10 protein-coding genes and 1 tRNA gene are annotated in these 8,746 nt (G+C 36.0%); 8 read left to right on the top strand and 3 right to left on the bottom strand.

What is annotated here, in order from left to right; genetic code table 11:
- The first annotated feature begins 130 nt into the window (after window positions 1–130).
- Window positions 131–478: a sensor histidine kinase gene (locus Megvenef_RS05685; RefSeq protein WP_322777012.1), complete on the top strand. Its 348-nt coding sequence runs from the start codon at window positions 131–133 to the stop codon at window positions 476–478.
- A gap of 221 nt (window positions 479–699) precedes the next feature.
- On the opposite strand, the gene Megvenef_RS05680 is transcribed toward Megvenef_RS05685, so the two are convergent.
- Both Megvenef_RS05680 and Megvenef_RS05675 read right to left on the bottom strand, forming a co-directional pair.
- Window positions 700–1,419, bottom strand: a complete 720-nt coding sequence (locus tag Megvenef_RS05680) for an alpha/beta hydrolase (RefSeq protein WP_322777011.1) — start codon at window positions 1,417–1,419, stop codon at window positions 700–702.
- A gap of 201 nt (window positions 1,420–1,620) precedes the next feature.
- Window positions 1,621–2,178 (bottom strand): ferric reductase-like transmembrane domain-containing protein, encoded by a 558-nt coding sequence (locus Megvenef_RS05675; protein WP_322777010.1) that lies wholly within the window; start codon window positions 2,176–2,178, stop codon window positions 1,621–1,623.
- 67 nt (window positions 2,179–2,245) lie between these two features.
- On the opposite strand from Megvenef_RS05675, the gene Megvenef_RS05670 reads away from it, so the two are divergent.
- Together Megvenef_RS05670 and Megvenef_RS05665 are read left to right on the top strand one after the other, a co-directional pair.
- Window positions 2,246–2,386, top strand: coding sequence for a hypothetical protein (locus Megvenef_RS05670; RefSeq protein ID WP_322777009.1), 141 nt, complete (start codon window positions 2,246–2,248; stop codon window positions 2,384–2,386).
- A 748-nt stretch (window positions 2,387–3,134) separates the two neighbouring features.
- Complete coding sequence (locus Megvenef_RS05665) at window positions 3,135–3,371, top strand: hypothetical protein (protein ID WP_322777008.1); 237 nt, start codon at window positions 3,135–3,137, stop codon at window positions 3,369–3,371.
- Between the two features lie 158 nt (window positions 3,372–3,529).
- On the opposite strand, the gene Megvenef_RS05660 is transcribed toward Megvenef_RS05665, so the two are convergent.
- Window positions 3,530–3,605: transfer RNA gene (locus tag Megvenef_RS05660), tRNA-Lys, on the bottom strand.
- A gap of 215 nt (window positions 3,606–3,820) precedes the next feature.
- Here Megvenef_RS05660 and Megvenef_RS05655 point away from each other — a divergent pair.
- From Megvenef_RS05655 to Megvenef_RS05635, 5 genes are all read left to right on the top strand, one after another.
- Complete coding sequence (locus Megvenef_RS05655) at window positions 3,821–4,564, top strand: 3-deoxy-manno-octulosonate cytidylyltransferase (protein WP_322777007.1); 744 nt, start codon at window positions 3,821–3,823, stop codon at window positions 4,562–4,564.
- 31 nt (window positions 4,565–4,595) lie between these two features.
- On the top strand, window positions 4,596–5,705 hold the full coding sequence (gene flgI / locus Megvenef_RS05650; protein WP_322777006.1) for a flagellar basal body P-ring protein FlgI: 1,110 nt from the start codon (window positions 4,596–4,598) through the stop codon (window positions 5,703–5,705).
- 223 nt (window positions 5,706–5,928) lie between these two features.
- Window positions 5,929–6,507: a hypothetical protein gene (locus Megvenef_RS05645; RefSeq protein ID WP_322777005.1), complete on the top strand. Its 579-nt coding sequence runs from the start codon at window positions 5,929–5,931 to the stop codon at window positions 6,505–6,507.
- Window positions 6,488–6,958 carry a hypothetical protein gene (locus Megvenef_RS05640; protein WP_322777004.1) on the top strand — a complete coding sequence of 157 codons (471 nt, stop codon included), beginning with the start codon at window positions 6,488–6,490 and terminating at the stop codon, window positions 6,956–6,958. Before Megvenef_RS05645 ends, Megvenef_RS05640 begins: the two co-directional genes overlap by 20 nt.
- A 7-nt stretch (window positions 6,959–6,965) precedes the next feature.
- Window positions 6,966–8,746, top strand: a 1,781-nt coding sequence (locus Megvenef_RS05635) for a FlgK family flagellar hook-associated protein (RefSeq protein ID WP_322777003.1), incomplete at its 3' end; no start/stop codon positions are given.

The raw sequence follows: 8,746 nt of genomic DNA, 5'->3' as shown, positions 1-8,746 counted from the left end.
CTATATTAAATTCTAACACATTAGAGATTATATTTTTGAACAATTTTATTAATACTATCTTATATCTCTCAGTAATCTTGAATTAGAAATTAAAAATAAGTCTGCTGAAATAACAATAGATCAATTACCTGTGATACAAGGAGATAAGATAGCATTAATCCAATTGTTCCAAAATCTAATCTCTAATGCGTTAAAGTTTAATATAGATTCTGTTAAAATTAGAATTTGGTCAGAACAAACTAATAAAGACTATATTAATATTTATATTCAAGATAATGGAATTGGTATTGCAGAAGATAAGGTAACGGATATTTTTTTACCATTTCAAAGGTTAAATGAGGCGCAAAGCTTTGAAGGATTTGGTCTTGGTCTTGCGCTATGTCAAATGGTAATTGACCAACATATGGCTAATATTAGCGTAAAATCTAAGGTTAACCAAGGTTCTATTTTTTGTATGGAATTTCCGACAAACCCTTAAGTGTGCATTCTACTCATATAATATCCATATGTTATTTATTGCATATTGAATATTTTTGGAAAATTAGAATAAAAGTCTGTAATCCTGAACGCGTATATCAGAACCCTCCTTCCGTTGCTTGGGAAGTCAAGTTTAGGATGACTTTGTTACGTATAAGCGGTTCTCGCCACGAAAATAGACCGACTTAACCGGAATTGACGTGGTTTTATGTCAAACTCAGGTTAATCTAAAAAAACCTTTTTTGGCGAAGAATGGCTTAACTTGTCAGTTAAATCGTTTTTTACAGTTGTTTTACCTATTTGATGTAAGAAAGCTAGTTTTAAGTAATCTCTTATTTCCTCATTTAACAATTCTATTTTATCTCTAAAGAAGTGATCCGCTCCAGCGATTACTCTGTAATTAACATCAATATTTTTTTGTTTTGAAAGGCGGTTGGCAAGCTCGCTAACAGAATCTTCTGAAACAACACTATCCTTGTCTCCCTGAATAATTAATCCTGGAATAGGGCACGGAGAAAGAAATGAAAAGTCATATTTATTGACCGGTGGTGAAATTGCAAGAAAATTAGTTATTTCTGGTCTACGCATAATGAGTTGCATTGCGATCCATGCTCCAAAAGAAAAGCCAGCAATCATATTAAGTTTGCTCATGGGATAATTTATTTGTAACCAGTCAAGAGCAGTTGCAGCATCGGTCATTTCTCCAATGCCATCATCATACTCGCCCAAGGATCTTCCAACGCCCCTAAAATTTATTCTAAGAACCGTAAAATCGTGTTCAAATAAAGTTTTATACACATTATAAACTACTTTATTATTCATAGTGCCACCGAATTTTGGATGAGGGTGCAATACGAGTGCTATCGGAGCTTTGGGATTTGTAGACTCGGCAAACTTCCCTTCTATTCGTCCAGCTGGTCCATTAAAAAATACTTCAGGCATGTAGAGCTCTCCCTCTTAATTTAGAGTTTTTATTAAGTTTTGCACCTAAAAACGTATAACTAAAAAATTTAATCAGCTCGGAAGTGTAGTACTATACGGTTAGGAACTCAACAAAAATTAATACTAAGTTTGGATATTGTCAAACTAACTATAGGCGAAAATAATAAAAATAGAGTTTGTTAAGGGTAAATAAAGATTTTATTAAAATTTTGAGGATGTTGTTTTCTTATATTTTAGTAACTGTAATGTGCATAATGGGACAAAAAACATTAGCATTATTAAAAAATCTCCTGTTAATGTCATGTGCAGCATGATGGCTACTTCAGCTACGTAGACGGTTTTGTGCAATTTTTTCCAACCCGGAAAAGAAAGCTTCTTTATAGAGTATTGGTTGCTGGTCAAAGCTAGAACTAATAAAATAGGAAAAGCTATCCAAAAAGCTGGAATGATTGCTGGGTGAAAAAAATATATCAGCCCTTCTGCAAAACCTTTTAAAATCCTTTTTATTAAAAAACAGGAAAGGTGAATAAATGCATAAGAAAAGCTTGCTACTCCTAACTGTCTTCGATAACGATTCAATTTAGTAACTAGGACTAGCTTAGGAAAGATAATTTTTAGTGGATTTAAGGATAAGGTAACGACAAAAAAAATTAAGGCGCAATACCCCGAGTAAAATGTTAATAATTTCCATTGATTATAGTCATAGAGGAGCGTCACGCTCATAATAAAGGCTGGTATATGTACAATAATCCAAATCATGTTTTTCCAAATGACAGTGCTGTATAACGAGGTTAGCTAATATAACCTCAGTTTGGTATAAGAAACAATGGCAATTACAGTTGAATCTGCTTTTTTCAGGGCAGGAAGCGCTTATACAACGTGGCAAAGTCATCCTGAACGCGGATATCACGATCTTTCTTCTGAAAATTTATCTGAAGCTTTGTTTGTTATCTCATTAAAAGCATAGAAGCTTCTACTGTATTTTGTGTAGAACGGATTATGTTTAGCGCTTTCTCGATCTCTGGATAGGCGCCAAAAGAGAATGTTAGGAATAGTAGGAAGATTATTGAGTTTTTTACTCTTACTACTTGTTCAGGTTGTAATATTTTTTTGTTACCCATAAACCTCTTCTCCCTATTGTTGAAAAATTAAACAATAAAGCTCTAAAAAGAGCTACATTATTTAAACCACGATAAGGAATGAAGATAAATTTGATTCCCAAGGTGACCGGGGGGTTCGAAAACTGTTAACAACAGCTATGATAATCTTTAGAAAGAAGTTTTTTCTGTCCTGAACATCACTATCGTCTTACCGACCATAAGATCGAGGATCTTATTAATTTATGACTGATAACGCCATGTTAAACGAAGTTTTGAAGCTCCAGAGCCTAATGAAGTCCCGGGGTTTAGAAACCGCAAAGCCTATATAGGCTACAGTTGTCTATTGTACGTAATTTAGTTACTACAGTCAAGCAAAATAAGTTCTCATTATATTCCAGCTATTTTTATAATATCTTCTTTAGATTACAAATTATGATTTTTTATATATCCTCGGGTGATAAATAAAGATTAATAAGAAATATTTAATTATTTATTTGTTGATTTTGAGTATCAGCCTAAATTATCATTGAATTATTTAGCTATGGCTTTCATTTTTTGATTAAAATGTCAGTAATATACACTAGGTAATTGGGTTATTAAGGGTTTTTTTGCAGCATGTCTAAGAAAACAGGTGATAGTAAGCAAGCATTTATAGAATATAATGCGTCCTATATATTAGCGGCTGGCGATAGTATAACATTTTATTGTAGCAACATTGCGGGTGGTAAAGTGTATGGTAAAACTATTACTAATACTTTTGGTACCGTAATGGGTGTTGCCTATTCTGAACTTGATCAATCACTTATCTTGGTGAGTCTAAGTGGAGATGGTGTAGAAGGTGCTGAATCTTAGCCTAATATTTGCCTGATCATTTTTGTCTCTTGTATTTTATAATCATTATAAGTTAATTGTGGATTGAGTAGTATTAACTGTCAGCATAATCTTGTGCTAACTGGTTAGAAAAACCTAAAAATTTATTCAACCGTTGGGAAAGGGGGGTAAAAAAACAATGGTGAGCCCGCCGGGGCTCGAACCCGGGACAACCTGATTAAAAGTCAAGTGCTCTACCAGCTGAGCTACGGGCTCACAAGTTATAGTAAATTGAGTACTAATTTGTTATTAACAACGTAACAAAAACTCACCACTGTTTAATATAATCTCTAAGGTTAAGTAAGTGATTTTAAGTTAAAACCCACTCGAAACATATCACAATGCCCTAGAAATTGTGTTTTACTTTATGGTGGAAAAACGATAATATGTCAACAATTATTTTATAAATATAAGTGAATTGATTATTGATTATGGATGACAAAGATCAATATTCGGATGTTGTAATAATTGTTCCTTCGAGGATAGGTTCTACCAGGCTTCCGAAGAAGGCGCTAGAAAAAATTGGCAGCAAAACCTTAATTGAACATGTAGTACTTAGAATTAAATCCAAGTTTAAAGGAAATTTGTATGTTGCTACTGATTCTGAGGAAATAGCTAATTTGGTTAAGAAATCTGACGCGATTGCCATAATGACAGACGAAGATTGTCCGACTGGATCGGATCGTGTCTTTCAGGCTTTTAAAACTATTCCATATAATGATAAAATAAAATACGTGATAAATGTCCAAGGAGATATGCCGTTTGTTGATTTGCATGTTGTAGAGCAAATTATTACCATGCTAAAAACAGAAGACTATGATATTGTTACTTCGGGAGTTAAAGTTGGCAAAGATATTGCGCAAGCAGAATCTAACGTCAAAATTGTTATAGATAAGCATGGAAGGGCTTTGTATTTTTCAAGGAGCATGATTCCACACGGGGGAGAAGAATTTTTGTATCATGTTGGTATTTATGGGTTCAAAGTCGAAGCTCTTGAAAAATTTATAAAACTAGAGAAAAGCAAATATGAAGTTTGCGAGAAATTGGAGCAGCTCCGGGCTCTTGAAAATGGTATGAAGATTGGTGTGTGTGTGTCTAACGAGATACCGGTGTCAGTTGATACTAGGCGAGATCTTGAAAAGGCTAATCTGTATTATAATCAGCTGGCGTTGTAGTTAAATAACTTATTTAAGAGAATATATATCTATGGTTTTGTTTAAAATATGTCTTTCAATAATATTGGTGCTTTCTTCTTTGCTTGCTGAAGCGAATACTAGGATTAAAGATATTGCCGCAGTAGAAGGTGCAAGGGAAAACTTGCTGGTGGGACAGGGGTTAGTTGTAGGTTTAGGTGGTACCGGAGATAATTTGAAAAACACAGTTTTTACTAAAACGGGATTGACAGATTTTCTCGAAAGGCTCGGTGTTAATGTTCAGGGTGCAGACATTAAGACAAAGAACATTGCAGCAGTGACCGTCACTTCGACTTTGCCTGCTTTTTCTCGTCTCGGTACTAGAATTGATATAAAAGTTAGTGCTCTTGGTGATGCAAAAAGTTTAAAGGGAGGTACTCTGCTTGCCACTCCTTTGCTTGGAGCAGATGGTAATGTTTATGCTGTAGCTCAGGGCGCGGTTGCTTTGTCTGATTTTACTCCTGTTTCAGGCGATGTTAAGACAAAATCGAGTTCTGTTGAAACTAATGGTTATATTCAAAGTGGAGCGATTGTTGAAGATGAAATAGATTTCTCTTTTGTTGACATGAATAATATAAAATTTTCCTTATATTCACCAGATTTTGGAACTGCGATTGCAGTAGCTGGGGCTATTAATGACCATGTCCCTGGTAATACAGCTACGGCTCTTGATGCTGCCACTATAGAAATTACTGTCCCATCTTATAGAAAAAATGATTTGGTTGAATTTATTGCTGAAATAGAAGGGCTTGAAGTTATACCAGATTATAAAGCTAAAATTGTTATAAATGAATCAACCGGTACTGTTGTAATCGGTGACAAAGTTAACATCAGACCAGTTGCTATCGCTCAAGGAAACTTGATCGTCAATGTAGGGCAGCTTGATCTGGATCAATTTGATGAAAAATTTGGTCCCGAAACTGACGAAAAGAAAAGGGGTTTAGTAGATAGTTTTGCGGATCAAAGGCGCGGAAGATCTTTGCATCATTTTACTGAAGGGGCGACTCTTAGTGATCTTGTTTCTGGGTTGAACAGGCTAGGTGTTTTTCCAAGGGATATAATAAATATTTTGCACAACATGAAATCTGTTGGCGCTCTTGATGCTGTAATAGAAGTAAGATAGTTCGCTGTAAGAGACGGGAAAGTCATGGTTGATGAAACTACGTTATGCCTAGCTTGATCCGGCATCTCAGGCAGCGGAGAAGATGCTAGGCCGAACGGCATGCATAAGCCCAATAAATTCAGCATGACGGTGTGCGTCGAATGATGTAAAAATCATAGTTGATGACGGTGTTGTTAAGATATGCTTGCTATGACGCTTTAAAAAAATCAGTTAGATAATTAAAATGCCAAATAGTATAAATTACCTAGGTGGTGGTCTAAAAAACACCGGAACTCCAATAGAGCATTATAAAGTTATTGATGAGCGCAGAAGTGAATCTCGCAAAATTGATAAGTCGGCTAAAGCTAGTGAAGTTTTTGCAAAGGCTTTGAGTAAAGAGAAAATTAATGATGCAATAAAGAAAAATGAGACAGAATCTATTGCAAATAAAGTGGTGAAATCACTTGATAAGGACTCTACTTTAGGTGCTAGAAATATTCGACTAAACAAGTCTGGCGCTAACGTAGCACCATCTTTAGCTAAAAATGGAAAAACAGCGGCAGAACCAGATGGCACAGATCTTGCTCGTATGAAGAAAGTAGCTAAAGAGTTGACTGATCAGGTTTATGGGTTTCTTTGGGCTCAGATGGCTGAAGGGGTCAATCAGAATCCTGAAGGTGGTTTTGGTGAAGCTATATTTCAGAAATCTTTATGGCCAGAGCTAGTAAAAAATAGCACAGGCAATGATTTGGATGAAATAGGCAAGGCAATTGTGCGGGACTTAGTAAAACAACAAGAAAATAATGTCAAACAACGAAAATAAAGCCATGAGTCAAGCGGCAGTTGTTAGTAATATAACGAAAGCATTAAAAGACCTGATAGCTGTAATTGAAAAAGAAAATGCGTTATTAAAGGTGGGGCAAGTTTCGGCCATTGATGTTGTCGTTGAAGCAAAAGTAGACGCATTACATAAGTTTAATGAAGCGCAATTTGTTGTAGAAGAATACGTAAGGACTGGTCAAAAATTTGACCGAGATAGTTTGCCGATGGTAAAGTTGAAGGACTTATTTGGCGTATTGAATGAGTTAAATCGAAATAATGATATTCTTATTCGCAGCAATTTAGAAGTAAGCAATAAAATTGTTGAAATATACAAAGAAAGTAGGACTCAAGAGACGTTAAGACAATTTGGATATAATAAAGATGGCAAAGTTTCTGTCGCAGGAAAAATAGACAAAGTAATGCCATCTATTGGACTCAATGATAAGATTTAGGTAAGATATGAGTGAAAGTGTTAGGCAAACATTAAGTTTAGTTAGAGAGCAGATAGATGTTGGAGCTCGTAATCTTGAATTAGTAGGAGACCCTAATGCTAGAAGGATTACTACTTCTTTAACAGTTGATCAAATAGGCGGAAGTAAGGCTCATAGAACAAGCCTTAGTGAAAGTAGGTCAGTAAGTATACTGCAAGAAAGAGCTTATGTTGAGCAAGTGACAAAACTGGGAAATAATAACACATACACCGAATTTTTGAGCGATTTACAATCTGTAATTGGTGGTGAAAAGGATCCTCAGGTGTCTAGGCTTGTAAAGACCATAGATAGTTTTTTTGCTCAAGCAAAAATTCTTGAATCAAGCAGTGGTCATTCGATGAGGCAAGCGTTTATTAATAAGGCTGAAGAAGTTAGTGCGGCAATTACCGGGGCCTCTAAGAAAGTCACGGACTTAAGGTTTGACGCAGATAAACGTTTAAAGCAAAGCGCTCATTCAGCAAGTGGTATTATAAAAGCGCTTTTTAATTTGAACCAACAAATGCTGATTAGCTCATCTCCAATCAGACTTCATGATAAAAGAGATCAGCTGGTTCGAGAATTAGCGCATAATTTTGATATCAAAGCCAGTTATGGTGCTAGTGGAACTGTTAGCATTCAAGCGAAATCTAGCGGAGAATTAATCGTTGCAAGTGATTATTACTCCCAGTTTAGTTACGACGGAGTGGGAAGTATTGATGCTATAATAGAAAATAATGACTACCCCCCTTTAATGATTACTCAGTTTGGAAGAGATGGCAAGGAAACGCATTCGAAGGTTTTTATTGGCGGAAGTGATGATTCAACGATGTCTGTTAGTGGTGGACAATGGTCGGCTTTAATTGATCTTAGAGACAAAATATTGCCAGAAACTGGCGATAAGATTAAAGCATTAGGGAGTAATTTTGCGAATAAATTAAATGCAATTCATAATAATGGTTCTCCTTTCCCGCCAAAAGATTATTTTAAGAGCTCTATTGACATTAGTAGAGGACAAGATCTTGAATGGGGTGATCCGTTTACTATTCATTTTGTTAGTAAAGAAGGTAATCAGCTTCTTGGTGGAGCGGGCAGATTGAACCCGGCGACAATTGACATGAGGAGTCTAGCTAGTACTGCTTTGAGTGGGAAAGCAACAATAGCTGACTTAATAAAAGAGCTTAATGAGAAACTAGATTTGGCTCCTTCAAGGCCAAGGGCGGCAATAGGCGCGATTACTGATGGTGTTGGTGTCGGAGGTGTTCAAATTCCTGGAGAATATTTACTCAATAATATCCAGCTGCGTGCAAGAGGTCCGGTAAATCCAGCAGATGGTAATAGTTTTACCTTTGATCTGGATCTGCAAGGAAGCTCGCATTTTGGTAGTAATATTGAGATACTTGAGGCGCGCTCGGAAGATATTGGTGGAGCAAATCAACAAGTTGTGGCAACCGATCAATTGCCTGGAAGTTTTAGGTTAGAGAAAGATACAAACACAGCTACTGGCCAAAATATTAAAGTACAAGGAGCTACTGCTCCTAGGATTATAACATTACGAGTTAGAATTACTGGTGACAATGGCGTGGTATCAGAAGGTACGGTTTCATTTCCAGTGAATCCAGCAGCTGTTGTAAATGATAGACTAGCTTTTGACGGGGCTACTACTGGCGCATTCAATCCAGTTCCTCTAACAAGTCATTCAGGTGTTGCAAGAGCAAAACTTGTTGATGATAATGGTATAGAAATAGACCCTAATTCAGGTCAGAGTGGTAA

This window comes from Candidatus Megaera venefica, from assembly GCF_034554655.1.
In the GTDB taxonomy this organism is placed as follows: Bacteria; Pseudomonadota; Alphaproteobacteria; order Rickettsiales; family Rickettsiaceae; genus Megaera_A; species Megaera_A venefica.
This window is presented reverse-complemented; position numbering and strand designations above follow the sequence as displayed.